Below are 25,756 nucleotides of genomic sequence, written 5' to 3'. Positions count from 1 at the left end.
GGTCTTGAAGTCCGGCAACTTCGCAGAATGTCCGGGTATTTCACAGACAAAAAAATGCCCCACCGTTTTCACGGCGGGGCATTTTTATTGCGCTAACGCTTTGGGCTGATTAAACGCCCGAAGCCTTGGCCGCTGCCACGTCTTTGATGGACAGCTTGATACGGCCGCGGTTGTCCACGTCCAGTACCAGCACTTCCACTTCCTGGCCTTCTTTCAGGATGTCGGTCACTTTCTCTACGCGAGCGTCGCTCAGCATCGAGATGTGCACCAGACCGTCCTTGCCCGGCAGGATGTTGACGAATGCGCCGAAGTCGACGATGCGCTCAACCTTGCCCACGTAGATCTTGCCGATCTCGGCTTCAGCGGTGATACCCAGAACGCGCTGACGTGCAGCTTCAGCGGCTTCCTTGGTTTCGCCGAAGATCTTGATCGAACCGTCGTCTTCGATGTCGATCGAAGCCTTGGTTTCTTCGCAGATCGCACGGATGGTCGCGCCACCTTTACCGATAACGTCACGGATCTTGTCGGTGTCGATTTTCATCGCGATCATGGTCGGAGCGTTGGCCGACAGTTCGGTACGCGACTGGCCGATGATCTGGTTCATCTGACCGAGGATATTCAGGCGCGCTTCCAGGGCTTGGCCCAGAGCGATCTCCATGATTTCTTCGGTGATGCCCTTGATCTTGATGTCCATCTGCAGCGCAGTAACGCCTTTGGCGGTACCGGCTACTTTGAAGTCCATGTCGCCCAGGTGGTCTTCGTCACCGAGGATGTCGGTCAGGACGGCAAATTTCTCGCCTTCTTTAACCAGACCCATGGCGATACCGGCAACCGGCGCCTTCATCGGCACACCAGCGTCCATCAGGGCCAGGGAAGCGCCGCAAACGGAAGCCATCGAGCTCGAACCGTTGGATTCGGTGATTTCCGAAACCACGCGGATGGTGTACGGGAACACGTCAGCGGCTGGCAGCATGGCCGAAACCGAACGACGGGCCAGACGGCCGTGACCGATTTCACGACGACCAGCGCCACCCATGCGACCACACTCGCCCACCGAGAACGGAGGGAAGTTGTAGTGCAGCATGAACGGGTCTTTTTTCTCGCCTTCCAGGGTGTCCAGCAGCTGTGCGTCACGGGCGGTGCCCAGAGTCGCGACTACCAGAGCCTGGGTTTCACCACGGGTGAACAGCGCCGAACCGTGAGTCTTCGGCAGAACGCCGACTTCGATGTTCAGCGGACGTACGGTTTTGGTGTCGCGACCGTCGATACGTGGCTTGCCGTTAACGATGTTTTCGCGAACGGTGCGGTATTCGATTTCGCCGAAAGCGGCTTTGACTTCGCTGGAAGAAGGCTGGCCTTCTTCACCGGACAGCTTGGCAACGACTTGATCCTTCAGCTCGCCCAGACGCGCATAACGGTCGGCCTTGACGGTGATGGTGTAAGCCTGGGAGATCGCCTCGCCGAACTCGGCACGGATAGCGCCCAGCAGTTCGGTGGCTTCTGGCGCAGGAGCCCAGGTCCAGGTTGGCTTGGCAGCTTCGGCAGCCAGTTCTTTAACCGCGTTGATCACAACCTGGAACTCGTCGTGAGCAAACAGTACCGCGCCCAGCATCTGGTCTTCGGTCAGCTCTTTGGCTTCCGATTCAACCATCAGTACGGCGTCGGAAGTACCGGCAACGACCATGTCCAGGCTCGAAGCTGCTTGCTGCTCGTAAGTCGGGTTCAGCAGGTAGCCGGTGCTTTCGTGGAAAGCTACGCGAGCGGCGCCGATCGGGCCGTCGAACGGAATGCCCGAGATGGCCAGGGCAGCCGAGGTACCGATCATCGCAGCGATGTCCGGATCGGTCTTTTTGCTGGTGGAAACGACGGTGCAGACAACCTGCACTTCGTTCATGAAGCCTTCTGGGAACAGCGGACGGATCGGACGGTCGATCAGTCGGGAAGTCAGGGTTTCTTTCTCGGAAGGACGGCCTTCACGCTTGAAGAAACCGCCAGGGATCTTACCGGCAGCGTAAGTCTTTTCCTGGTAGTGAACCGACAGAGGGAAGAAGCCCTTGCCTGGATCGGCTTGTTTTGCACCGACTACAGTCACCAATACGCTGACGTCGTCGTCAACGGTGACCAATACTGCGCCGGAGGCCTGACGGGCGATACGGCCAGTCTCGAGGGTAACGGTCGATTGACCGAACTGGAATTTTTTGATTACCGGGTTCACGGTGTCCTACCTTCTTTGTGGCTCTTGGGGGAACTGGTTTCTTGCGAATTCTTGGGCAATGTCGGGAATCGGCCCAACGCCTGTCCAGGGTAAAACGTGTATCCAGATAAAACTTGAGGCTGGGAGCCTGCAAGCCGTCGGCGGTAAACCGCAGACGTCCGACAGACAACCAACCTCATAGCGCAATCGCTGATTAGCGACGCAGACCCAGGCGACCGATCAGAGTCTGATAACGACCCAGATCCTTGCCTTTCAGGTAGTCCAGCAGCTTGCGACGCTGGTTTACCATGCGGATCAGACCACGACGGGAGTGGTGATCTTTACCGTTGGCCTTGAAGTGACCTTGCAGCTTGTTGATGTTGTGGGTCAGCAGTGCAACTTGCACTTCTGGCGAACCAGTGTCACCAACAGCTTGCTGGTAGTCAGCAACGATTTGAGCTTTTTCTTGAACGTCGAGAGCCATGAGGCAATCCTTTTATCAGGAAGCTGTTTCAAAGAAACAACTTCAACAGGCCAGGGACAAATCCCTGTATCTATAAATGAGTAGTGACCGTGCCTGTTAACAGCCACCCTCGCCAGCCTGCTTTGACACAGACCGGTTTCGGTCATTCCGACCGAATCAGTCGACGTGGCGCAATGCGCCCGTCTTCGCTCACTTCACCGATACCGATGAAGCGACCATTGTGATCCTGTACCCGCACCATGCCGAACTTCGGAGCATCCGGGGCACGCACCGGCTGGCCGTTGAGCCAGTAGAACGCGCTCGCTTCCGAGAAGTGCAGCAGCGGCCAATCCTGCAGGCCGCTGTCCGATGGCATCAGGAAGCGATCAACCGCTTCGTTGCCGCCTTCGGCATGAACCGCCTCAAGCTCTTCGAGGGTCACGGTCTGCGCCAGGGTGAAAGGCCCGGCCTGGGTACGGCGCAATTCAGCGACGTACGCACCACAACCGAGTTGCTCACCGATATCCTCCACCAGGGTGCGAATATAGGTGCCTTTGCTGCAATCCACCGCAAGTCGCGCAGTATCGCCTTCGAAGGCCAGTAATTCCAAGCGCGCAATAGTAACAGAACGCGGTTCGCGCTCCACTACTTCGCCTGCACGCGCCAACTTGTACAGCGGCTGGCCATCACGCTTGAGCGCCGAGTACATCGGCGGTATCTGACTGATTTGCCCACGAAATTTCGGCAATGCTGCCTCGATATCGGTGCGACCAACGGTCACCGGGCGCTCCTGCAAAACTTCACCTTCGGCATCCGCCGTGGTGGTGGTCTTGCCCAGCTGCGCCAGGGTTTCATAAGCCTTGTCGGAATCGAGCAGGTACTGCGAGAACTTGGTGGCCTCACCAAAGCACAACGGCAAGACACCGGTGGCCAATGGATCGAGGCTGCCGGTGTGACCGGCCTTCTCGGCATTGAGCAGCCAGCGAACCTTCTGCAACGCGGCGTTGGAAGTGAACCCCAACGGCTTGTCGAGCAAGATGATACCGCTGACGTTACGACGGATACGTTTGACCTGAGCCACCGAATTACTCCTTGGTGTCTTCAGGTTCAGCAGCGACCGGATGCTGATTGTCTTCAGCCACGGCACGCTCGATCAGGGCCGACAGGTGCGCACCACGGACAACGGATTCGTCGTAGTGGAAGTGCAATTGCGGCACGCTGCGCAGTTTCATTTCACGGGCCAGTTGCATCCGCAGGAAACCTGCGGCGGCATTCAGCACCTTGATGCTTTGCGCGATATCTTCGGCGTTGTCCTGGCCCATCACGGTGATGAAGATCTTCGCGTGACCAACGTCACGGCTGACTTCTACTGCGGTAATGGTGACCAGGCCGACGCGCGGGTCTTTGACTTCGCGACGGATCAGTTGAGCCAGCTCGCGCTGCATCTGATCGCCGATACGTTGGGTACGGCTGTATTCTTTTGCCATGATTTTGTTACCTGTTACTGCCCCGCGGCGAAACCCGCAAGGTCTGAAAGCGGCAAACGCCCGGCCTGACAAAAGCCAGACCGGGCGTTGCGTTTAGAGTCCGGGTGATGCGCCACACTGTTGAGTGCGGCCGACCATCACGGCTCCTGAAGTGCGCGAGTTAGAGGCTGCGAGCAACCTGAACCTTCTCGAAGACTTCGATCTTGTCGCCGACTTTGACGTCGTTGTAGCTCTTCACGCCGATACCGCATTCCATGCCGGCACGTACTTCGGAAGCGTCATCCTTGAAGCGGCGCAGGGATTCCAGCTCGCCTTCGAAGATAACGATGTCTTCACGCAGTACACGGATCGGACGGTTACGGTGCACAACACCTTCGATCACCATGCAACCAGCGATCGCGCCAAACTTCGGCGAACGGAACACGTCACGCACTTCGGCCACACCCAGGATGTTCTCGCGAACATCGCTGCCGAGCATGCCGGTCAGGGCTTTCTTGACGTCTTCGATGATGTCGTAGATCACGTTGTAGTAACGCATGTCCAGACCTTCCTGCTCGACGATCTTCCGTGCGCCAGCATCGGCACGCACGTTGAAGCCGAACAGTACAGCGTTGGAAGCCAGTGCCAGGTTAGCGTCGGACTCGGTGATACCACCAACGCCGCCGCCCACTACGCGCACTTGTACTTCGTCGTTGCCCAGGCCATTCAAGGCACCGTTCAACGCTTCCAGCGAACCACGGACGTCGGACTTGAGGACGATGTTGAGCGTCTTCTTCTCGGCCTGACCCATGTTTTCGAAGATGTTTTCCAGCTTGCCAGCATGAGCGCGAGCCAATTTGACTTCGCGGAACTTGCCTTGACGGAACAGAGCCACTTCACGGGCTTTCTTCTCGTCGGCAACCACGCTCATCTCGTCGCCAGCGTCCGGAGTACCGTCCAGGCCGAGGATCTCGACAGGGATGGAAGGACCGGCTTCTTTGATTGGCTTGCCGTTCTCGTCGAGCATGGCACGCACACGGCCATAGTTCGAACCGACCAGGACCATGTCGCCTTGGCGCAGGGTACCGTCTTGAACCAGAACGGTTGCAACCGGGCCACGACCTTTGTCGAGACGCGATTCAACCACAACGCCACGGCCAGGAGCCGATGGAGTTGCTTTCAGTTCGAGAACTTCAGCTTGCAGCAGAACGGCTTCAAGCAGCTCGTCCACACCAGTACCGACTTTCGCCGACACCGGTACGAACGGCGTATCACCGCCCCACTCTTCGGAAGTCACGCCGTGAACCGACAGCTCGCTACGGATGCGATCAAGATCGGCGCCCGGCTTGTCGATTTTGTTCACTGCAACAACCAGTGGAACGCCAGCCGCTACTGCGTGCTGAACAGCTTCAATGGTCTGCGGCATCACGCCGTCGTCCGCTGCAACCACCAGAATCACGATGTCGGTCGCCTTGGCACCACGAGCACGCATTGCGGTAAACGCAGCGTGACCCGGGGTATCGAGGAAGGTGACCATGCCGCGTTCGGTTTCAACGTGGTATGCACCGATGTGCTGGGTGATACCACCGGCTTCGCCAGCAGCTACCTTGGCACGACGGATGTAGTCGAGCAGGGACGTTTTACCGTGGTCAACGTGGCCCATTACGGTCACGACTGGCGCACGGGAGAACGACTCACCTTCAAACTTCAGGGACTCGGCCAGGGAATCTTCCAGAGCGGTGTCGCTGACCAGGGTCACTTTGTGGCCCAGTTCTTCGGCTACCAGTTGAGCAGTTTCCTGATCAAGCACCTGGTTGATGGTCGCTGGAGTACCCAGTTTGAACATGAACTTGATGATTTCAGCAGCCTTGACCGACATCTGATTGGCGAGATCGCCAACAGTGATGGTCTCGCCGATCTGCACATCACGCACGACAGGGCCGGTTGGGCTCTGGAAACCGTGGGCGTTGCGCTTCTTCAGCTTGGCCTTGCCGCGACCACCGCGACGGAAGCCATCGCTTTCTTCGTCGGTAGTGCGTGGCGCCACACGTGGAGCCGGCGCTTTTTCTTTGACCGATGCGCGATGCGGAGCGTTTTTGCGCTCGCCATCACCACCACCGCTGCGACGATTGTTGTCGTCGGCACGCGGCTTGTCAGGACGGCGCTGTTCGTTCTGCTTGTTGCGAACATCAGCAGACGGAGCTGGAGCAGCGGCAACCACCGGCGCGCTTTCGCGAACAGGTTCGGCAGCTGCAGCCGGCGCCGCAACGGCGTCGCTGGTAGCGGTCTGCGCAGCAGCAGGCTGGCGGCGCGCTTCTTCTTCGGCGCGCTGCTTGGCTTCTTCTTCAGCCTTCTGACGAGCAGCATTTTCTACTGCGCGACGCTCATCCAGTTCACGCTTGCGTTCGGCTTCGATTTCTTCCGGGCTACGCTGTACGAAAACTTTCTTTTTGCGAACTTCTACGCTGATGCTTTTGCTACCAGCCACACGCAGGGTGCTGGTGGTTTTACGCTGCAGCGTGATCTTGCGTGGTTCTTCCACTTTCGCCTTGTGGCTGCTTTTCAAGTGAGTCAGCAGGGACTGCTTCTCACTGTCAGTCACATTTTCTTCGGCGGCGGTGTGCGGCAGACCTGCCTCACGCATCTGCTGCAACAGGCGCTCTACCGGTGTTTTGACCTCATCGGCCAGTTGTTTCACCGTGACTTGCGTCATGCACTTCTCTCCTCAGGCCGCGCCTAATTACTCGAACCAGTGGGCTCGGGCGGCCATGATCAACTTGCCGGCACGATCATCGTCAATGCCGTCGATGTCGAGCAGGTCGTCAATAGACTGCTCGGCCAGGTCTTCGCGGGTAATTACGCCGCGCACCGCCAGTTCCATCGCCAAATCCTTGTCCATACCCTCAAGCGAGAGCAGGTCTTCGGCCGGATGGGCGTCTGCCAGCTTTTCCTCAGTAGCGATGGCTTTGGTCAACAAACGATCCTTGGCACGAGCGCGAAGCTCGTTGACGGTATCTTCGTCAAAGCCGTCGATGTTGAGCATTTCTTCCAACGGTACGTAGGCAATCTCTTCCAGGCTGGTGAAGCCTTCATCTACCAGCACCTGTGCCAGGTCTTCGTCGACTTCCAGCTCGTCGATGAAGTTGCGCAGGATGTCGCCGGTTTCTGCTTGCTGCTTAGCCTGGATGTCCGATTCGGTCATCACGTTCAGGGTCCAGCCAGTCAATTGGCTGGCCAGACGCACGTTCTGACCACCGCGACCGATGGCCTGAGCCAGATTGTCTGCGCCAACGGCGATGTCCATTGCATGGGCATCTTCGTCAACGATAATTGCCGCAACCTCAGCCGGGGACATGGCGTTGATCACGAACTGAGCCGGGTTGTCATCCCAGAGGACGATATCAACACGCTCACCGCCCAACTCACCCGACACTGCCTGGACGCGCGAACCGCGCATACCGATGCAAGCGCCCTGCGGGTCGATGCGTTTGTCCTTGGAGCGGACGGCGATCTTGGCGCGCGAACCCGGATCACGGGACGCTGCCATTACTTCGATCAGGCCTTCGGCAATTTCCGGCACTTCGATGCGGAACAGCTCGATCAGCATTTCCGGCGCGGTACGCGACAGGATCAGCTGCGGGCCGCGGTTCTCGGTGCGGATTTCCTTGAGCAGCGCACGCAGACGCACGCCGACACGGAAAGTTTCGCGAGAAATGATGTCTTCACGGGCCAGCAACGCTTCAGCGTTGTTACCCAGATCGACGATCACGTTGTCGCGGGTGACTTTTTTCACGGTGCCGGAGATGATTTCTCCCAGGCGCTCGCGATAAGCGTCGACCACTTGAGCGCGCTCGGCTTCGCGAACTTTCTGCACGATGACTTGCTTTGCAGTCTGCGCAGCGATGCGGCCGAACTCGATGGATTCGATCTTTTCTTCAACGACGTCGCCAACCTTGGCACCTGGATGCGTTTCAGCAACCTTGGTTGGCCAGGTTTCGATGGCCGGATCGTCGAGATCATTCTCTTCGACGACCGTCCAGCGACGGAAAGTTTCGTAAGAACCGGTGTGGCGGTTAATTTCCACACGCAGGTCAACTTCGTCTTCAAAACGCTTTTTGGTAGCAGTGGCCAGAGCCAGCTCCAGCGCTTCAAAAATTACGCTCGCCGGTACGCCCTTTTCATTGGATACCGACTCAACAACCAGCAGTACTTCTTTGCTCATCGTACGCCTCGCCTTTCGCAAGCCATTGGATCCGCGGGATCCGCGTCTCAGTCAAAACTGGGAATAATGTTGGCCTTGTCGATCATATCGATCGGCAACAGGAACTCATGGTCATCTACCTGCACCACGACATCCTGTTCTTCTACACCGCGCAGAAGGCCCTGAAAGTTGCGTCGACCTTCAAAAGGCGAGCGCAGCTTGATCTTCACTTGTTCACCGGCAAATTTTGCAAACTGCTCAAGAGTGAACAGTGGGCGCTCCATGCCAGGCGAGGAAACTTCGAGGGTGTATTCAACGGAGATAGGATCTTCAACATCCAGTACACCGCTGATCTGACGGCTGACAATGGCGCAATCGTCCACCAGCACGCCGCCCTCTTTATCGATATAAACGCGCAACATCGAGTGACGACCCTGAGCCGAAAACTCGATACCCCAGCATTCATAGCCCAGGGCCACGACCACCGGGGCCAGCAAGGCCTGCAACTCTTCTAGCTTGCTCGACACCTGAACCCCCTAGTGCATGATATGTGCATGCTTTGCAAAATAAAAAAATGGGCGAAACGCCCATCCTTGAAACGCCGTCGAACAGCGGCGTTGAAAGTGTCCAGCTAACAAAAAGCCCCTTAAAAGGGGCTCCTTAAACTGGTTGCGGGAGCCGGATTTGAACCGACGACCTTCGGGTTATGAGCCCGACGAGCTACCAGACTGCTCCATCCCGCGACAAAGCTGGGGCGGAAGTATACGACCGATCCCTTATAGGGTCAATGTAACCTTCCACCTGCAAGAAAGCCCGCAACAGCGGGCTCTCCTGACTAATTGGTACCGAGAAGGGGACTCGAACCCCTACACCCTATGGGCACAACCACCTCAAGGTTGCGTGTCTACCAATTCCACCACCTCGGCAAAACTACGTTTGAAACCTTCTTACTTCTGCTCTTGAGCTGGAGGTACGTCAGTCGCTGGAGTAGCCGACTTTTGCTCTTGAAGCACCGGGACATCATCAGAAGCCGGTTGTTGTTGCTTAGGCACTTCCAACACTGCTGGATTTGGGAGACCTGCCTGAGTCAGCTGATGAGCCTTCTCTTTAGCAAAGTAACCTAACCCCAAGCTGGTTATGAAGAAACCGGCGGCAAGTATAGCAGTAAACTTACTAAGAAAGGTAGAGGAACCTTGGCTTCCGAACACAGTATTTGAAGCACCTGCTCCGAAAGACGCGCCAGCGTCCGCACCCTTACCCTGCTGCAGCAAAACCAGAGCAACTACGCCCAATGCACCCAGCAGATGAAAAACGACTACGACTGTTTCCAGCATTTTTTCAGTTTCCCGCGGCGCGACAGATCGCACCGAACTCATCTGCATTCAGGGAAGCTCCACCAATGAGCCCCCCATCGATATCCGGCATGCCGAACAGTTCGACCGCATTGGCCGCCTTCACGCTGCCGCCGTATAGAAGCCGCACACCTCGTGCGACTTCAGAATTCTCTGCCGCCAACTGCTCGCGAATGGCTTTATGCACATCCTGAGCCTGTTGCGGCGTTGCAGTCAGTCCGGTACCAATGGCCCAGACAGGCTCGTAAGCAATGACTGCCTTGGCAAAGGCACCTACACCCAGCTCCTCAATGATACTGCCCAGCTGACGCCCGACAACCTCAAGAGTTTTACCGGCTTCGCGCTGCTCGAGAGTCTCCCCTACGCACAACACCGGAATCAAGCCGCATGCCTGTGCCGCTGCGAACTTGCGATTCAGCATACCGTCTCGCTCGCCCATTATCTGGCGGCGTTCGGAGTGCCCGACAAGTACCAGGGAACAACCTGCATCCACCAACTGACTCGGAGCAATTTCACCGGTCAATGCACCTTGCATGGCTTCCACCGCAGAATTCTGCGCACCGACCGAAATCGATTTGCCTTTCAAGCCATCAATCACTTGATTGATATACAAGCAAGGCGGGAATACCGCGACATCAACACCGCTTGGCAAGGCCAGATGACGAAGGCCGTTGATCAGCTCAGCGACGCTGGCGCGGGTACCGTGCATCTTCCAGTTACCAGCTACCATAGGGCGACGCATGCTGTACCTCGTCGGTCAAAGTGGGCGCAGATGTTACCCAACACAATCATGGCTTGCAAGCCGAATCAGGCAGAAACTTCAGTTACCAGTTTTGCCAGCTCTTCGGCGTAGTTGCGAACCTGGGTTTCGTCCTCGCCTTCGACCATTACGCGCACCAGAGGCTCTGTCCCGGACTTGCGCAAAAGCACGCGTCCGCGTCCTGCCATTGCCTGGGTGACGCGCGCACTGGCTTCCTTGACAGCCGGGTGTTCCAGCGGACTTTCGCCACCACCGAAACGCACATTGATCAGCACCTGAGGGCACTTGCGCAAAGCCTGACGTGTTTGCGCCAGTCCTTCATTGCGGGCCTTCAGTGCCATCAGCACTTGCAAAGCTGCGATGATCGCATCACCGGTTGTGGTGTGATTGAAGCAAACGATATGCCCCGAATTCTCGCCACCGACCAGCCAATTGCGCTCAAGCAGTTCGGCGATCACGTAGCGGTCGCCGACATTGGCACGAATGAACGGAATCGAAAGATCGGCCAGCGCCAACTCCAGACCCAGGTTGCTCATCAATGTACCGACCACGCCGCCCTGCAATTTGCCACGCTCATGCAGATCACGAGCGATGATGAACAACAATTCGTCGCCATCAACGATGGCGCCCGTGTGATCGACCATCAAAACCCGATCACCGTCGCCATCAAAGGCAATACCTAGATCAGCATGTTCAGCCAGTACCGCCGCCTGCAGCTGCCCCATATGGGTCGAGCCGCAATTCTCGTTGATGTTCAGACCGTTAGGCTGGGCCGACAGTACGACGACTTCTGCACCCAGCTCCCGGAAGACACTCGGAGCCACTTTATAGGTCGCGCCGTGCGCACAGTCGATGACTATTTTGAGGCCGGAGAAACTGGTACCGGTTGGCACACTGCTCTTGCAAAATTCGATGTAGCGACCCGATGCGTCGTTGATCCGCGAAACCTTGCCGATTTTGCTCGACTCGACCACGGTCATCGGAGTGTCGAGCAATTCCTCGATCATCAACTCCAGCTCATCCGGCAGCTTTGTGCCCTTACCAGAGAAAAATTTGATGCCGTTATCGTCATGCGGGTTGTGCGAGGCACTGATCACGATACCGGCCTCAGCCTGGAACGTTCGCGACAGGTAGGCGATGGCCGGCGTCGGCATCGGGCCTAGCAGCATCACATCAGCTCCCGCCGACGTCAGACCAGCCTCAAGTGCCGACTCAAACATATAACCGGAAATCCGCGTGTCTTTGCCGACCAGCACTTTGCAGGCGCCCATCTTGCGAAAGGCCATGCCGGCCGCCCAGCCGAGCTTGAGCATGAAGTCAGGAGTAATCGGGTATTCACCGACTCGACCACGAATGCCGTCAGTACCAAAGTATTTCTTGCTCATAAGTGCTCCATCATTCTTATTCGGCTGATTCCACGGCCGCGATCATCCGCACCACGTCTACCGTTTCCGCCACGTCATGGACACGCAAAATTCGCGCACCTTTTACCGATGCCAATGCCGCCAATGCCAATCCACCGTGCAGCCGTTCGCCCACAGGACGATTCAGGGCGTGGCCAATCATGCTTTTTCGAGAAACACCAACAAGCAGCGGCCGACCCAACGCATGCAGGGCTTCCATGTGCTTGAACAAGCTTAGATTGTGCTGCAGGGTTTTGGCGAAACCGAAACCCGGATCGAGGATGATGCGCTCGGCAGGAATACCTGCCGCCGCACACTGTGCCATGCGCTCAGCGAGAAATTCGCCCACTTCGCGCGTGACATCCTGATACTGCGGATTGTCCTGCATGTCACCGGGCTCACCGAGCATATGCATGAGGCACACCGGTAAACCGGTAGCTGCCGCCGCATCCAGCGCACCATCGCGCTGCAGCGAGCGCACGTCGTTGATCAGCCCGGCGCCCAACCGCGCAGTTTCGCGCATGACGGCAGGAGTAGACGTATCCACCGAGATGATCACATCAAGCTCGCGATTGATCAGCTCAACGATCGGCGCGACGCGCTCAAGCTCCTCAAGCGGAGAGACAGCTCGCGCACCGGGACGCGTGGATTCGCCACCGACATCAATCAGCGTCGCACCGGCTGCAACCATAGCTTCGGCGTGACGCAAGGCCGCATCCAGCTGACTGTATTGGCCGCCGTCGGAGAAAGAATCGGGGGTGACATTGAGAATGCCCATGACATGCGTCTGGGCCAAATCAAGAACCCGGTTGCCGCAAGGCAACCGGGTCAGGGACTGTACAGAAGTCATTTCAAACCTTAAACGTCAGCAGCCGGACCGCCGATCGGTGTTTCCGGACGCTCGTCCCGAACCACTGGTGGTGGCGGAGTACCTGTGCCACCCGACCAGTCGCGAGGCTCGCGAGGTGTACGACCTGCCATGATGTCATCGATCTGTTCAGCATCGATCGTTTCATACTTCATGAGGGCATCAGCCATGGCGTCGAGCTTGTCACGGTTATCCGTGAGGATCTGTTTGGCCGTGCCGTAGCACTGATCAATGATGCTGCGCACTTCGGAGTCGATCAGCTTGGCTGTCTCACCGGAGAAGCTGGCAGCCTGCCCACCACCGCCACGACCGAGGAATACTTCACCCTCTTCCTCGGCATACATCAACGGACCGAGTTTTTCCGACAAGCCCCACTTGGTCACCATGTTCCGCGCAATCTGACTGGCACGCATGATGTCGTTGGAAGCGCCGGTAGTCACACCGTCGAAGCCCAAGGTCATTTCTTCCGCAATACGGCCGCCGTACAGCGAGCAGATCTGACTGATCAGCGCGCGCTTGGACAGGCTGTAGCGGTCTTCTTCCGGCAGGAACATCGTCACACCCAGCGCACGACCGCGCGGAATGATCGACACCTTGTAGACCGGATCATGCTCAGGGACGACGCGACCAACAATGGCATGGCCAGCTTCGTGATAAGCGGTGTTCTGCTTTTCTTTCTCGGACATGACCATCGATTTGCGCTCGGCGCCCATCATGATCTTGTCTTTGGCCAGTTCGAATTCTTTCATTTCAACGATGCGTTTGCCGCTGCGCGCAGCAAACAGCGACGCTTCGTTGACCAGGTTGGCCAGGTCAGCACCCGAGAAGCCCGGAGTACCACGCGCGATTACGGCCGGAGCGACGTCGTCACCCATTGGCACCTTGCGCATGTGAACCTTGAGAATCTGCTCGCGGCCACGGATATCCGGCAAACCAACCACGACCTGACGGTCGAAACGGCCCGGACGCAGCAGCGCAGGGTCGAGTACGTCTGGACGGTTGGTTGCAGCGATAACAATGATGCCGTCATTCATCTCGAAGCCGTCCATCTCAACCAGCAATTGGTTGAGGGTCTGCTCGCGCTCGTCGTGACCGCCACCCATGCCGGCGCCACGATGGCGACCGACGGCGTCGATTTCGTCGATGAAGATGATGCAAGGCGCGTGCTTCTTCGCCTGCTCGAACATGTCACGAACACGACTGGCACCGACACCGACGAACATTTCGACGAAGTCAGAACCGGAAATGGTGAAGAACGGGACCTTGGCTTCGCCGGCAATCGCCTTGGCCAGCAAGGTTTTACCGGTACCCGGAGGGCCGACCATCAGCACGCCACGAGGAATGCGGCCACCCAGACGCTGGAACTTGCCCGGATCACGCAGGAACTCAACGAGTTCGCCGACTTCTTCTTTGGCTTCGTCGCAACCAGCAACGTCAGCCAGAGTGGTTTTCACCTGATCTTCGGAGAGCAGGCGCGCCTTGCTCTTGCCGAAGCTCATCGGTCCGCCCTTGCCGCCGGCACCGCCCTGCATCTGGCGCATGAAGAACATGAACACCGCGATGATCACCAGGATCGGGAAGCTGGCTACCAGCAACTGGGTCCAGATGCTTTGCTGCTCAGGCTGCTTGCCTTCAACCACAACGTGGTTGTCGACCAGATCGCCGATCAGGCCATTGTCCTGGATTGCCGGACGAATGGTCTTGAAGCTGTCGCCGTCGTTACGCTTGCCGGTAATCACATAACCATCAACGGCTACGCGCTCGACCTTGCCATCCTTGACCTGCTGGATGAAGTCGGAATAGTTGAGGGTCTGCGGCTCGTTAGGGCTGGAGAAGTTGTTCATCACCGTCACCAGGACAGCCGCGATGATCAACCACAGGATCAGATTCTTTGCCATATCGTTCAATTAACTACCCTCTGAAGCAAGCTCCGCTACTGGCGCGCGCTTCGCATGATATTCACCGGCCTAACTTACTACATTACCTACGACTCTGGCAGGCGCCGTCTGTAACCCTTTGTGAAACACTTTCTACACAATATTCGTTAATGCTAGCCGGGCGAAATACTAAAAACCTATCACCCCGCACAAAAACCTCGTTTTACTCGCTACGCCCGCGATAACCCCAAGCCAGCATGTATTGCTCGCGGGAGCTGCCACGAGAGGAGTCCGGCTTGATCATCTGGATCTTGTCGAACTTCTTGCGAGCATCCTTCAGGTAAACATCAAACCCTTCACCCTGAAAAATCTTGATCACGAAATTACCACCCGGCTTGAGTATCCGTTCAGCCAGATCAAGCGCCAACTCGCAAAGGAACATGGCTTTTGGCATATCCACTTCAGGCGTACCACTCATATTGGGGGCCATATCGGAAATCACAAGGTCCACCTGCGAATTACCCACAGCCTCAAGAATCCGCCCGAGCACTTCGTCCTCGGTAAAGTCTCCCTGAATGAAGGTCACGTCAGGGATACTGTCCATTTCCAGGATGTCCGAGGCGATCAGACGCCCCTGACCACCGATCAGCCGGCTGGTGACCTGCGACCAGCCACCGGGCGCTGCACCCAGGTCGACCACGCTCATGCCGGGACGGATCAGCTTGTATTTCTCCTGGATCTCCAGAAGCTTGTAACTCGCACGCGAGCGGTAGCCATCCTTCTGTGCTTGTTTCACATAAGGATCATTGACATGTCTTTTCAGCCAACCAAGGCTTGTCTTGGAACGCGCCATTGGGCACCTCGTTGATAAGGGTCGTGATTAATTGGGCGGATCCACGAGCCCTCGGGTAAAATGGCCGCCATTTTACAGAATCCAGACGAAAGGGTCAGATTATGCCGCTCACTCCAGAGCAGAAGAAACAGTACAAATCCATTGGCCACCACCTGAAACCGGTTTTGACGGTGGCTGACAACGGTTTGACTGAAGGTGTTTTAGCCGAACTTGAACGCGCCTTGGCGGATCACGAGCTGATCAAGATCAAGCTCAACATCCTCGATCGCGAGTCGCGCCTGGCGCACATCGCAGAACTGTGCAAGGTTGGCAAAGCGGACCTGGTGCAGGTCATCGGCAAGATGGCACTGATTTACCGCAAGAACTTCAGCGTCAACAAGCAGCTGTCGAACGTTCATCGCTTCAAGTGATGAATGGGGTCAAGGGTGTGCCTGGCGCACCCTGCCACTCCATCCCGGCACAGGCTGCATCACCAGCACCAGCCCGGAAAACCCCAGAACCAGATAACTGAATACCTGCCAGCGCTGCGCATCCGGCCAGCCGACACGCACTGCGACAAACATCGCACACGCGTACATCGCCATCAACAGAACCTGTCCGCGAAAATCTCGCCATAGACTGGCAAGGCCCTCGGCCTGTACCAGCACCAAAGCCTGAAAAATAACGCATGCGGCGGAAAACCCCACCACCAGCACTTCAAATGCACTGGCGACTTCATCGATCAGCAACGGTGCCAGGCCAATCTGGCCCAGCGCCGGCTGCAAACCGAGATGAATCAGCCATAGACCGCCGACCCAGAGCATCTGAGTCAGCTGCCAAAGCATGGCGCCCGCATGCAGCGGGCGCCCTTTTTCAGATGTGACGGACTTCGACAATCTCGTACTCGATCACGCCGCTTGGCGTTTTCACGGCGACCACATCGCCCTCTTCCTTGCCAATCAAGGCACGGGCCAAAGGCGAGCCGACCGAAATCTTGCCGAGTTTGAAGTCAGCCTCATCCTCACCCACGATGTGGTAAGTGACGCTTTCATCGGTCTCGACGTTGGCGATTTCGACGGTGGTACCGAAAATCACTTTGCCGGTGTGCGGAATAGTTGTGACATCGATGATGACCTGATTCTGAATCCGGCCTTCGATGTCGCGAATCCGCGCCTCGACCATGCCTTGCTGTTCGCGGGCGGCATGGTATTCAGCGTTCTCTTTCAAGTCACCCAACTCGCGGGCCGTACCGATGTCCTGGCTAAGCTTCGGACGGACGACCTTGGTCAGGTGAGCGTGTTCTTCTTCCAGGGCTTTAGCGCCCTGGACAGTCATTGGGTATTTGATCATGCCTTCAATCCTGCGTGTAGATCCTGCAAGCGGCGCACGGTCTTTTCCGGACCGAACTTCAGCGCTTCACAGATAGCTTCGCCAGCAGCAATGGTGGTGGTGCAATAGATCTTGTGCTGCAAGGCATTACGACGAATGGAGTACGAATCAGCGATCGACTGACGACCTTCGGTGGTGTTGATGATCAGGGTGACTTCGTCATTCTTGATCATGTCGACCACGTGCGGACGCCCCTCGGTCACCTTGTTCACACGGCGCACTTTCAGGCCTGCGGCTTCGATCAGCTTGGCAGTACCGGCAGTGGCAACCACTTCGAAACCCAAGTTGATCAGATCGCGGGCTACGCCTGCAACCAGTGGCTTGTCGTCATCGCGCACGCTGATGAACGCAGTACCGCCGGTCGGCAGCACTTCGCTGGCGCCCATCTGGGCTTTGGCGAATGCTTCACCGAAGGTGTCGCCGACGCCCATCACTTCACCGGTCGACTTCATCTCTGGGCCAAGGATCGGGTCAACGCCAGGGAATTTGGCGAACGGGAACACCGCCTCTTTCACGCTGTAGAAGTTCGGGATGATTTCTTTGGTGAAGCCGATTTCTTTCAGAGTCTTACCGGCCATTACGCGGGCAGCGATCATCGCCAGGGAGACACCGATGCACTTCGATACGAACGGTACGGTACGGGAAGCACGCGGGTTGACTTCGATGACGTAGATGTCTTCGCCTTGCAAAGCCAGCTGCACGTTCATCAGGCCGACAACGCCCAGTTCCAGGGCCATTTTCTTGACCTGTTCGCGCATCTCGTCCTGGATATGCGCCGGCAGCGAGTACGGCGGCAGCGAGCACGCGGAGTCACCGGAGTGAACGCCAGCCTGTTCGATGTGCTGCATGATCGCGCCGATTACCACGTCTTTACCGTCGCAGACCGCATCCACGTCCATTTCGATGGCGCAGTTGAGGAAGTGGTCGAGCAGCACCGGACTGTCGTTGGACACTTGCACTGCATCACGCAGGTAACGCTTGAGCTCGTCTTCCTTGTAAACGATTTCCATCGCGCGGCCGCCCAGTACATAGGACGGGCGCACCACCAGCGGATAACCGATTTTCGCGGCAGCGCGAACCGCTTCGTCTTCGCTACGCACGGTGGCGTTAGGCGGCTGACGCAGGTTCAGGCGCTCAACCATTTGCTGGAAGCGCTCACGGTCTTCAGCACGGTCGATGGCGTCAGGGCTGGTGCCGATGATTGGCACGCCAGCGGCTTCCAGAGCGCGAGCCAGTTTCAGCGGAGTCTGGCCGCCGTACTGAACGATCACACCTTTCGGCTTCTCGACGCGGCAGATTTCCAGCACGTCTTCCAGGGTTACCGGCTCGAAGTACAGACGATCGGAAGTGTCGTAGTCGGTGGAAACGGTTTCCGGGTTGCAGTTGACCATGATGGTTTCGTAGCCGTCTTCGCGCAGAGCGAGGGCAGCGTGAACGCAGCAGTAGTCGAACTCGATGCCCTGGCCAATACGGTTCGGACCACCACCCAGAATCATGATCTTGTCGCGACCCGACGGTGCGGCTTCGCACTCTTCCTCGTAGGTCGAGTAGAGGTAAGCGGTGTCGGTGGCGAACTCGGCGGCGCAGGTGTCAACGCGCTTGTAGACCGGGAACACTTCCAGCTTCTGGCGGTGCGTACGCAGGTTCTTCTCGGTCACACCCAGCAGCTTGGCCAGACGCTGATCGGAGAAGCCTTTGCGCTTGAGCTTGAACATCAGGTCGCGGTCGATAGCGGACAGACCGAGGGTCTTGACCTTCTCTTCTTCCTTGATCAGATCTTCGATCTGCACCAGGAACCACGGATCGATCATGTTCATGCCGAAGATGTCTTCGACCGACAGGCCGGCGCGGAAAGCATCCGCCACGTACCAGATACGCTCAGCGCCCGGCACGGTCAGTTCACGCTTGAGCACGCTCATGCTTTCCGGGTTGCTCAGGTCGAGCTTCTCGTCCAGACCGCAAACGCCCACTTCCAGACCGCGCAGAGCTTTCTGCAGGGATTCCTGGAAAGTACGGCCGATGGCCATGACTTCACCAACCGACTTCATTTGCGTGGTCAGGCGTGCGTCGGCCTTGGCGAATTTCTCGAAGGCAAAACGTGGCAGCTTGGTCACGACGTAGTCGATCGACGGCTCGAAGGACGCCGGGGTCTTGCCGCCGGTGATGTCGTTCGACAGTTCGTCGAGGGTGTAACCCACAGCCAGCTTGGCCGCAACTTTGGCGATCGGGAAACCGGTGGCTTTCGAAGCCAGTGCCGAGGAACGCGATACACGCGGGTTCATTTCGATCACGACCATGCGGCCAGTGTTCGGGCAGATACCGAATTGAACGTTGGAACCGCCCGTCTCGACGCCGATCTCGCGCAGTACCGCCAGGGAGGCGTTACGCAGGATCTGGTATTCCTTGTCGGTCAGGGTTTGCGCAGGAGCCACGGTGATCGAGTCACCGGTGTGCACGCCCATCGGGTCGAAGTTTTCGATCGAGCAGACGATGATGCAGTTGTCCTTTTTGTCGCGGACAACTTCCATTTCATATTCTTTCCAGCCGATCAGCGATTCGTCGATCAACAGCTCTTTGGTCGGCGACAGGTCCAGACCACGGGCGCAGATTTCTTCGAACTCTTCACGGTTATAAGCGATACCGCCACCGGTGCCACCCATGGTGAAGGACGGACGGATGATGCACGGGAAGCCGAGGGTTTCGAGAACCGCGTTGGCTTCTTCCATGCTGTGGGCGATACCGGAACGCGGGCACGCCAGGCCGATGGATTTCATCGCCTTGTCGAAACGCGAACGGTCTTCAGCCTTGTCGATGGTGTCGGCGTTGGCGCCGATCATTTCTACGCCGAACTTCTCCAGAACGCCTTCGCGCTCCAGGTCCAGGGCGCAGTTCAGAGCCGTCTGGCCGCCCATGGTTGGCAGCACCGCGTCCGGACGCTCTTTTTCGATGATCTTGGCAACGGTCTGCCACTTGATCGGCTCGATGTAGGTCGCGTCGGCCATGTCCGGGTCGGTCATGATGGTGGCCGGGTTGGAGTTCACCAGGATGACGCGGTAACCCTCTTCGCGCAGGGCTTTACAGGCCTGGGCGCCGGAGTAGTCGAATTCGCAGGCCTGGCCGATAACGATCGGGCCAGCGCCGAGAATCAGGATGCTTTTAATGTCTGTACGTTTTGGCATGGGTTTGTCACTCAAATCCGCAGGTCAGTCGGCAAGCCGTCTTGATCGATTTCTGAAGTCTCGAGGGGGCCGCCGGTGTCGGGGCCGCCCTCGAGGGGCTTCTCTCTACAGTCTCAAGGCGAACGCTTAGCGTCGCTTGGCCATCTCGTTGATGAAGCGGTCGAACAGTGGCGCGACGTCGTTCGGGCCCGGGCTCGCTTCAGGGTGACCCTGGAAGCTGAACGCGCTCTTGTCGGTGCGCTCGATGCCTTGCAGGGTGCCGTCGAACAGCGATTTGTGGATCGCACGCACGTTGGCTGGCAGGGTTTCTTCGTCTACCGCGAAACCGTGGTTCTGGCTGGTGATCATCACGACGCCAGTGTCCAGATCCTGCACCGGGTGGTTGGCACCATGGTGGCCGTGGCCCATTTTCAGGGTCTTGGCGCCGGAGGCCAGTGCCAGCAGTTGGTGACCGAGGCAGATGCCGAATACCGGAATTTCGGTTTCCAGGACTTCCTTGATCGCCTTGATCGCGTAGTCGCATGGCTCCGGATCACCAGGGCCGTTGGACAGGAACACGCCGTCCGGCTTCAGCGCCAGTACATCGGCAGCTGGAGTCTGGGCAGGCACCACGGTGACGCGGCAGCCGCGCTCGACCAGCATGCGCAGGATGTTGACCTTGACGCCGTAGTCGTAGGCAACCACGTGGTACGGCAGCTCGGAAGCGTCGATGGTCGCGTGGCTGTCGGTTTTCAGATCCCAGACAGTCGAACGCCATTCGTATTGAGTCTTGGTGCTGACGACTTTCGCCAGGTCCATGCCCTTCAGGCCCGGGAAGCCTTGCGCAGCGGCGATTGCCGCTTCTTCGGAGATGTTGTCGCCGGCCATGATGCAGCCGTTCTGTGCGCCTTTTTCACGCAGGATGCGGGTCAGGCGACGGGTGTCGATACCGGCGATTGCCACAACGTTGTTGGCTTTCAGGTAGTCGGACAGGGACATCGTGTTACGCCAGTTGCTCGCTACCAGAGGCAGGTCACGGATGACCAGGCCAGCGGACCAGACGCGATCGGACTCGGCGTCTTCCGGCGTGGTGCCGGTGTTGCCGATGTGCGGGTAAGTCAGGGTAACGATCTGTTGGGCGTAGGAAGGATCGGTAAGGATTTCCTGATAGCCGGTCATTGCGGTGTTGAACACCACCTCACCAACGGTTTGACCGTCGGCACCAATGGCTTCGCCGCGAAAAATGCTGCCATCAGCAAGGGCAAGTATGGCTGGCTTAGTCAAGAAGACCTCCCGTAAATAACGCATGAAAGGGCGATCGCAGGTTGTAAAAAAGCGGAGTGACGTATGGACACGTCACCCCGCTTCTTCACTGAATTATTCTGCGCGCTTTTAGTGGACACACTAAAGCTGTAGCTTACAGAAAAAGGCTTTTTTGGTCCACCGCTAAAGAGCCTAAAAGGCCGGAGAATGCGACAGGTCGTCGCCAAGCGGAGAAAAACCAGCGCAAACAGGGCGTTTGCGCAGGGTTCAGCAGTGTATCAACGCAGGTCGAGCACGTCTTGCATGTCATACAGGCCAGGCTCGCGACCATCCAGCCACACCGCCGCACGCACCGCGCCCTTGGCAAACGTCATGCGGCTCGACGCCTTGTGCGTGATCTCCAGACGCTCACCTTCGCAGGCGAACAGCACGGTGTGATCACCCACCACATCACCACCACGCACGGTGGCGAAACCGATGGTTTCACGCTCACGAGCGCCGGTATGACCCTCACGACCGTAGACCGCGACTTTCTGCAGATCACGCTCCAGCGCACCGGCGATCACTTCACCCATGCGCAACGCCGTACCCGAAGGCGCATCGATCTTGTGACGGTGATGAGCTTCGATGATTTCGATGTCGGCATCATCACCCAGCACACGCGCTGCCATATCGAGCAACTTCAGCGACAGATTGACACCGACACTGAAGTTGGCCGCGAAGACGATAGGAATGTCCTTGCCCGCCTCGACCAGCAACTGCTTCTGCGCAGCGTCCAACCCAGTAGTGCCGATAACCATGGCCTTGCCTGCCTTGCGGCAGAACGCCAGATTTTTCAGCATCACTTCCGGCAGCGTGAAGTCGATCAATACGTCGAACTCTTCAGCCACAGCTTCGACATGCCCGGACAACGGCACGCCGATGCGACCCAGCGAGGCCAGCTCACCGGCATCGACGCCGATCAGCGTGCTGCCAGGACGAACCACCGCGGCGGTCAAACCGGTCAGCGGCGCACTCTGCTGCACGGCCTCGACCAGAATCTTACCCATGCGCCCAGCAGCGCCCATCACAGCTATACGTCGCATGCCGACTCCTTAGAGATCGCCGAAGAAGCGCTTCACACCGTCGAACCAGCCAGTGGTTTTCGGCGAATGACTGTTGTCGTCTGCCAGCGAGCTGCGGAACTCCTCCAGCAGCTCGCGCTGACGACGATTCAGATTGACCGGCGTCTCGACCGCCACACGGCACATCAAATCGCCCGCACCGCCGCCACGTACCGGCGCCACGCCTTTACCACGCACGCGGAACTGCTTGCCGGTCTGAGTACCCTCAGGGATTTTCAGTTTGACGCGACCGTCGAGGGTCGGGATTTCCAACTCACCACCCAGTGCTGCGTCAACGAAGCTGATCGGTACTTCGCAGAACAGATGCTTGCCATCGCGCTGGAAAATGTCGTGCTCGCGGACGTTGATGACTACATACAGGTCGCCCGTCGGACCACCTTGCGTACCCGCCTCGCCTTCGCCGGACAGACGAATGCGGTCGCCGGTATCGACACCAGCCGGCACTTTGACCGACAGGGTTTTGTACTCTTCAACGCGACCGTCACCGTGACAGGAATCGCACGGATCGGAAATGATCTTGCCTTGGCCATGGCAGCGCGGGCAGGTCTGCTGCACCGAGAAGAAGCCCTGCTGCATGCGCACCTGACCGATGCCACCGCAGGTCGGGCACGTCGATGGCGACGAGCCTTTTTTCGCGCCGGAACCATCGCACGGCTTGCAATTGACCAGCGTCGGCACACGGATATTCACGGTGGTGCCGCGCACCGCTTCTTCCAGGTTCAGCTCCAGGGTGTAGCGCAAGTCGCTGCCACGCTGAGCGCCGCCACGGGAACCGCCGCGACCGCCACCGAAGAAGTCACTGAAGACATCACCAAAGATATCCGAGAAGTTCTGACCACCGAAGCCGGCACCACCGCCACCCATGCTCGGGTCGACGCCGGCATGGCCGTACTGATCGTACGCCGCACGCTTGCTCGAGTCGGACAGCACTTCGTAGGCCTCATTGGCCTCTTTGAACATTTCTTCCGACGCTTTGTCATCGGGATTACGGTCCGGGTGGTGCTTCATCGCCAGACGACGGTAAGCCTTCTTCAGGTCCGCATCGCTTGAGCCGCGCTCAACACCCAACACTTCGTAATAGTCACGCTTTGCCATAAGTCTTCTGCACTCTTGAGGACGTTCGGCAAACCCCTCCTGAGGATGGCCAAACTCGTTGAGCCCCAATACAGGCCCGGACCCAACTCACGTCAATTCAACGATCCTGGTCTTTGTTTCTTGCGGTACTTTCGGCACGAAAAGCAGGAGCATTCCCGGCCATACCGCCAACATCCGAACCTTGTCGCATGCTGTAAAAATTCGCGTATTCCAGATACGCCAACGCGGGAGCTAGCTCCCGCGCGGCGACATCCTACCAGTCACTGCCTGAAGGCAGTCAACCGGCCGACCAACAACTTACTTGTGGTCTTTGACTTCTTCGAACTCTGCATCGACAACGTCGTCAGCCTTCTCAGCCGATTCGCCTTGCGGGGCCGCGCCATCAGCTGGCTGAGCCTGTTCGGCGTACATCTTCTGAGCAACCGGAGCGGAGACTTTCGACAGCTCCTCAACCTTGGCTTCGATAGCAGCTTTGTCGTCGCCTTTGACAGCGGCTTCCAGAGCAACCACAGCAGCTTCGATCGCAGTCTTCTCTTCAGCGGTGACTTTGTCGCCCGCGTCGGCAATCATCTTGCGAGTCGAGTGAACCAGTGCGTCACCCTGGTTACGGGCAGCGGCCAGCTCTTCGAACTTGCGGTCTTCCTCAGCGTTAGCTTCGGCGTCACGCACCATGCGCTCGATTTCTTCGTCGGACAGACCGGAGTTGGCCTTGATCACGATCGACTGGGTCTTGCCGGTCGCTTTGTCTTTCGCACCAACGTGCAGAATGCCGTTAGCGTCGATGTCGAAGGTCACTTCGATCTGCGGCACACCACGTGGAGCTGGTGGAATGTCGGCCAGGTCGAACTTGCCCAGGGACTTGTTCTGAGTGGCTTGCTTACGCTCGCCCTGCAGCACGTGAATGGTCACAGCGCCCTGGTTGTCGTCAGCAGTCGAGAACACTTGCGATTTCTTGGTAGGAATCGTGGTGTTTTTCTCGATCAGCGCGGTCATCACGCCGCCCATGGTTTCGATACCGAGGGTCAGCGGGCTGACGTCGAGCAGCAGAACGTCTTTCACGTCACCGGCCAGAACGGCGCCCTGAATCGCAGCACCCATGGCAACAGCTTCGTCCGGGTTAACGTCTTTGCGAGCTTCTTTACCGAAGAAATCGGTAACCAGCTTCTGTACCAGCGGCATACGGGTCTGACCACCGACCAGAATGACGTCGTTGATCGCGCCAACGTCCAGACCGGCGTCTTTCATGGCGATGCGGCAAGGTTCGATGGTGCGCTGAACCAGGTCTTCAACCAGTGCTTCGAGCTTGGCACGCGAAATCTTCACGTTCAGGTGCTTAGGACCGGTCGCATCTGCAGTGATGTACGGCAGGTTGACGTCGGTCGACTGAGCGGAAGACAGCTCGATCTTGGCTTTCTCAGCGGCTTCTTTCAGGCGCTGCATGGCCAGCGGATCACCTTTGAGGTTCATGCCGCTTTCTTTCTTGAATTCGTCAACGAGGTAGTCGATCAGACGAATGTCAAAGTCTTCACCGCCGAGGAACGTGTCACCGTTGGTCGCCAGAACTTCGAACTGGTGCTCGCCATCAACTTCAGCGATCTCGATCACGGAAACGTCGAACGTACCGCCACCCAGGTCATAAACAATCACGGTGTGATCGCCCTTGGCCTTGTCCATACCGTAAGCCAGAGCGGCTGCGGTTGGTTCGTTGATGATACGTTTTACGTCCAGACCGGCGATGCGGCCGGCGTCTTTGGTCGCCTGACGCTGGCTGTCGTTGAAGTAGGCCGGAACGGTAATCACCGCTTCGGTCACGGTCTCGCCGAGGTAGTCTTCGGCGGTCTTCTTCATCTTTTTCAGGATTTCAGCCGAGATTTGTGGCGGTGCCATTTTCTGGCCGTTCACTTCAACCCAGGCGTCGTTGTTGTCAGCCTTGACGATCTTGTAAGGGACCATCTGGATGTCTTTCTGCACAACTTCTTCGTCGAAACGACGACCGATCAGACGCTTTACCGCGTACAGAGTGTTGTGCGGGTTGGTCACAGCCTGACGCTTGGCCGACTGACCTACCAGGATTTCGCCATCGTTGGCGTAAGCGATGATCGACGGCGTGGTACGCGCGCCTTCAGCGTTTTCGATAACTTTTGCTTTGCCGTTTTCCAGCACGGAGACGCAGGAGTTGGTAGTCCCCAGGTCGATACCGATAATTTTGCCCATGTTAACTCTCCCGAAACTTTGGATTTTTTTGCCGCAGCAGTGGTGGCTGACTGCGGTAATACTTAAACGCTTGACTTCTAAATGGGGGCCTTGCGGC

21 protein-coding genes and 2 tRNA genes are annotated in these 25,756 nt (G+C 57.7%); 1 reads left to right on the top strand and 22 read right to left on the bottom strand.

The genetic code is table 11. The features are described from left to right. Positions 1-109 precede the first annotated feature (109 nt). The 15 genes from pnp to rlmE form a co-directional block, all read right to left on the bottom strand. A complete protein-coding gene (pnp, locus tag PMI23_RS02065) occupies positions 110-2,215 on the bottom strand; it encodes a polyribonucleotide nucleotidyltransferase (protein ID WP_007915263.1) in 2,106 nt (701 codons plus the stop codon). Between the two features lie 193 nt (positions 2,216-2,408). Further along, positions 2,409-2,678, bottom strand: a complete 270-nt coding sequence (gene rpsO, locus PMI23_RS02060; protein ID WP_003177875.1) for a 30S ribosomal protein S15 — start codon at positions 2,676-2,678, stop codon at positions 2,409-2,411. A gap of 142 nt (positions 2,679-2,820) precedes the next feature. After that, positions 2,821-3,738, bottom strand: a complete 918-nt coding sequence (truB, locus tag PMI23_RS02055; protein ID WP_007915261.1) for a tRNA pseudouridine(55) synthase TruB — start codon at positions 3,736-3,738, stop codon at positions 2,821-2,823. Positions 3,739-3,742: 4 nt separating this feature from the next. Then, positions 3,743-4,144 (bottom strand): 30S ribosome-binding factor RbfA, encoded by a 402-nt coding sequence (gene rbfA / locus PMI23_RS02050; protein WP_007915259.1) that lies wholly within the window; start codon positions 4,142-4,144, stop codon positions 3,743-3,745. Positions 4,145-4,304: 160 nt separating this feature from the next. After that, on the bottom strand, positions 4,305-6,836 hold the full coding sequence (gene infB, locus PMI23_RS02045) for a translation initiation factor IF-2 (RefSeq protein WP_007915253.1): 2,532 nt from the start codon (positions 6,834-6,836) through the stop codon (positions 4,305-4,307). Positions 6,837-6,863: 27 nt separating this feature from the next. Beyond that, positions 6,864-8,345: a transcription termination factor NusA gene (nusA, locus tag PMI23_RS02040; RefSeq protein WP_007915252.1), complete on the bottom strand. Its 1,482-nt coding sequence runs from the start codon at positions 8,343-8,345 to the stop codon at positions 6,864-6,866. 47 nt (positions 8,346-8,392) lie between these two features. Further along, positions 8,393-8,851 (bottom strand): ribosome maturation factor RimP, encoded by a 459-nt coding sequence (gene rimP / locus PMI23_RS02035; protein WP_007915250.1) that lies wholly within the window; start codon positions 8,849-8,851, stop codon positions 8,393-8,395. A gap of 139 nt (positions 8,852-8,990) precedes the next feature. Beyond that, positions 8,991-9,067, bottom strand: a tRNA-Met gene (locus tag PMI23_RS02030). Between the two features lie 97 nt (positions 9,068-9,164). Beyond that, positions 9,165-9,250, bottom strand: a tRNA-Leu gene (locus tag PMI23_RS02025). Between the two features lie 21 nt (positions 9,251-9,271). After that, the gene (gene secG, locus PMI23_RS02020; RefSeq protein ID WP_016986497.1) at positions 9,272-9,658 is read right to left on the bottom strand and encodes a preprotein translocase subunit SecG; all 387 of its coding nucleotides are present in this window, start codon (positions 9,656-9,658) and stop codon (positions 9,272-9,274) included. 4 nt (positions 9,659-9,662) lie between these two features. Beyond that, positions 9,663-10,418: a triose-phosphate isomerase gene (gene tpiA, locus PMI23_RS02015; protein ID WP_007915248.1), complete on the bottom strand. Its 756-nt coding sequence runs from the start codon at positions 10,416-10,418 to the stop codon at positions 9,663-9,665. Between the two features lie 65 nt (positions 10,419-10,483). After that, on the bottom strand, positions 10,484-11,821 hold the full coding sequence (gene glmM / locus PMI23_RS02010) for a phosphoglucosamine mutase (RefSeq protein ID WP_007915247.1): 1,338 nt from the start codon (positions 11,819-11,821) through the stop codon (positions 10,484-10,486). A gap of 16 nt (positions 11,822-11,837) precedes the next feature. Next, positions 11,838-12,689: a dihydropteroate synthase gene (gene folP, locus PMI23_RS02005; protein WP_007915246.1), complete on the bottom strand. Its 852-nt coding sequence runs from the start codon at positions 12,687-12,689 to the stop codon at positions 11,838-11,840. Positions 12,690-12,697: 8 nt separating this feature from the next. Beyond that, positions 12,698-14,605 carry an ATP-dependent zinc metalloprotease FtsH gene (gene ftsH, locus PMI23_RS02000; protein WP_016986501.1) on the bottom strand — a complete coding sequence of 636 codons (1,908 nt, stop codon included), beginning with the start codon at positions 14,603-14,605 and terminating at the stop codon, positions 12,698-12,700. 202 nt (positions 14,606-14,807) lie between these two features. Then, complete coding sequence (gene rlmE, locus PMI23_RS01995; RefSeq protein WP_007915237.1) at positions 14,808-15,437, bottom strand: 23S rRNA (uridine(2552)-2'-O)-methyltransferase RlmE; 630 nt, start codon at positions 15,435-15,437, stop codon at positions 14,808-14,810. Between the two features lie 101 nt (positions 15,438-15,538). On the opposite strand from rlmE, the gene PMI23_RS01990 reads away from it, so the two are divergent. Continuing rightward, positions 15,539-15,847: a YhbY family RNA-binding protein gene (locus PMI23_RS01990; protein ID WP_007915235.1), complete on the top strand. Its 309-nt coding sequence runs from the start codon at positions 15,539-15,541 to the stop codon at positions 15,845-15,847. A gap of 9 nt (positions 15,848-15,856) precedes the next feature. Here the strand turns inward: PMI23_RS01990 and PMI23_RS01985 are convergent, their stop codons facing one another. The 7 genes from PMI23_RS01985 to dnaK form a co-directional block, all read right to left on the bottom strand. After that, entirely contained in the window at positions 15,857-16,261 is a 405-nt protein-coding gene (locus tag PMI23_RS01985; RefSeq protein WP_007915233.1) for a hypothetical protein, read from the bottom strand. A 28-nt stretch (positions 16,262-16,289) separates the two neighbouring features. After that, complete coding sequence (greA, locus tag PMI23_RS01980; RefSeq protein WP_003221530.1) at positions 16,290-16,766, bottom strand: transcription elongation factor GreA; 477 nt, start codon at positions 16,764-16,766, stop codon at positions 16,290-16,292. Continuing rightward, positions 16,763-19,984: a carbamoyl-phosphate synthase large subunit gene (gene carB / locus PMI23_RS01975; RefSeq protein WP_007915231.1), complete on the bottom strand. Its 3,222-nt coding sequence runs from the start codon at positions 19,982-19,984 to the stop codon at positions 16,763-16,765. Before carB ends, greA begins: the two co-directional genes overlap by 4 nt. Positions 19,985-20,110: 126 nt before the next feature. Continuing rightward, positions 20,111-21,247, bottom strand: coding sequence for a glutamine-hydrolyzing carbamoyl-phosphate synthase small subunit (gene carA, locus PMI23_RS01970; protein WP_007915228.1), 1,137 nt, complete (start codon positions 21,245-21,247; stop codon positions 20,111-20,113). Between the two features lie 257 nt (positions 21,248-21,504). Next, the gene (dapB, locus tag PMI23_RS01965; protein WP_007915223.1) at positions 21,505-22,311 is read right to left on the bottom strand and encodes a 4-hydroxy-tetrahydrodipicolinate reductase; all 807 of its coding nucleotides are present in this window, start codon (positions 22,309-22,311) and stop codon (positions 21,505-21,507) included. Positions 22,312-22,320: 9 nt separating this feature from the next. Next, positions 22,321-23,445, bottom strand: a complete 1,125-nt coding sequence (dnaJ, locus tag PMI23_RS01960) for a molecular chaperone DnaJ (protein ID WP_007915222.1) — start codon at positions 23,443-23,445, stop codon at positions 22,321-22,323. A gap of 297 nt (positions 23,446-23,742) precedes the next feature. Then, on the bottom strand, positions 23,743-25,659 hold the full coding sequence (dnaK, locus tag PMI23_RS01955; RefSeq protein WP_007915221.1) for a molecular chaperone DnaK: 1,917 nt from the start codon (positions 25,657-25,659) through the stop codon (positions 23,743-23,745). Between the last annotated feature and the right edge of the window lie 97 nt (positions 25,660-25,756).

This window comes from Pseudomonas sp. GM24 (assembly GCF_000282235.1).
Taxonomy (GTDB): Bacteria; Pseudomonadota; Gammaproteobacteria; order Pseudomonadales; family Pseudomonadaceae; genus Aquipseudomonas.
Note: the sequence above shows the minus strand (reverse complement) of the source record. Positions and strands in the feature narration are given on the sequence as shown.

Bases quoted from the DNA above. Each gene is read 5' to 3' on its own strand.
- nusA (WP_007915252.1), bottom strand. From the start codon at position 8,345: ATGAGCAAAGAAGTACTGCTGGTTGTTGAGTCGGTATCCAATGAAAAG.
- carB (WP_007915231.1), bottom strand. From the start codon at position 19,984: ATGCCAAAACGTACAGACATTAAAAGCATCCTGATTCTCGGCGCTGGC.
- dnaK (WP_007915221.1), bottom strand. From the start codon at position 25,659: ATGGGCAAAATTATCGGTATCGACCTGGGGACTACCAACTCCTGCGTC.
- greA (WP_003221530.1), bottom strand. From the start codon at position 16,766: ATGATCAAATACCCAATGACTGTCCAGGGCGCTAAAGCCCTGGAAGAA.
- folP (WP_007915246.1), bottom strand. From the start codon at position 12,689: ATGACTTCTGTACAGTCCCTGACCCGGTTGCCTTGCGGCAACCGGGTT.
- rpsO (WP_003177875.1), bottom strand. From the start codon at position 2,678: ATGGCTCTCGACGTTCAAGAAAAAGCTCAAATCGTTGCTGACTACCAG.
- tpiA (WP_007915248.1), bottom strand. From the start codon at position 10,418: ATGCGTCGCCCTATGGTAGCTGGTAACTGGAAGATGCACGGTACCCGC.
- dapB (WP_007915223.1), bottom strand. From the start codon at position 22,311: ATGCGACGTATAGCTGTGATGGGCGCTGCTGGGCGCATGGGTAAGATT.
- dnaJ (WP_007915222.1), bottom strand. From the start codon at position 23,445: ATGGCAAAGCGTGACTATTACGAAGTGTTGGGTGTTGAGCGCGGCTCA.
- ftsH (WP_016986501.1), bottom strand. From the start codon at position 14,605: ATGGCAAAGAATCTGATCCTGTGGTTGATCATCGCGGCTGTCCTGGTG.
- PMI23_RS01985 (WP_007915233.1), bottom strand. From the start codon at position 16,261: ATGCTTTGGCAGCTGACTCAGATGCTCTGGGTCGGCGGTCTATGGCTG.
- infB (WP_007915253.1), bottom strand. From the start codon at position 6,836: ATGACGCAAGTCACGGTGAAACAACTGGCCGATGAGGTCAAAACACCG.
- glmM (WP_007915247.1), bottom strand. From the start codon at position 11,821: ATGAGCAAGAAATACTTTGGTACTGACGGCATTCGTGGTCGAGTCGGT.
- rbfA (WP_007915259.1), bottom strand. From the start codon at position 4,144: ATGGCAAAAGAATACAGCCGTACCCAACGTATCGGCGATCAGATGCAG.
- PMI23_RS01990 (WP_007915235.1), top strand. From the start codon at position 15,539: ATGCCGCTCACTCCAGAGCAGAAGAAACAGTACAAATCCATTGGCCAC.
- secG (WP_016986497.1), bottom strand. From the start codon at position 9,658: ATGCTGGAAACAGTCGTAGTCGTTTTTCATCTGCTGGGTGCATTGGGC.
- rlmE (WP_007915237.1), bottom strand. From the start codon at position 15,437: ATGGCGCGTTCCAAGACAAGCCTTGGTTGGCTGAAAAGACATGTCAAT.